This window comes from Stenotrophomonas sp. SrG (assembly GCF_050031795.1).
GTDB lineage: Bacteria > Pseudomonadota > Gammaproteobacteria > Xanthomonadales > Xanthomonadaceae > Stenotrophomonas > Stenotrophomonas rhizophila_A.
The window spans coordinates 1-232 of the sequence record NZ_JBNBBE010001620.1 but is presented as its reverse complement, the minus strand read 5'-3'; the positions used below and the strand labels follow the sequence as shown (position 1 = coordinate 232).

Genomic DNA, 232 nt, shown 5'->3' with positions numbered 1-232 from the left:
CCGCTGCAGCAGACCCCCCTGACGCGCCCGCTCCCCCTGCCCGGCGTGCTGCAGCCCGATCTGGGCGCCGCCGGCCGTGACCGCTTCACCCTCCCCGCCGCGCTGCAGCCGCTGCCCGGGGCCCCGGCCGCCGCCACGCCCGCCCCGGAGCTTGCCGCTGGCAAGGCCGCCCCCACGCCGTGACCGCTGGCTGGCCCGGGCGGGGCTGCGGGCGGTGATCGCGCTGGCCTCC

1 pseudogene is annotated in these 232 nt (G+C 82.3%); it reads left to right on the top strand.

Features of this window, described 5'->3' with window-relative positions:
• Positions 1–183, top strand: a pseudogene (locus ACQG3P_RS24850) (PilN domain-containing protein); the annotation flags it as partial.
• Positions 184–232: the final 49 nt, after the last annotated feature.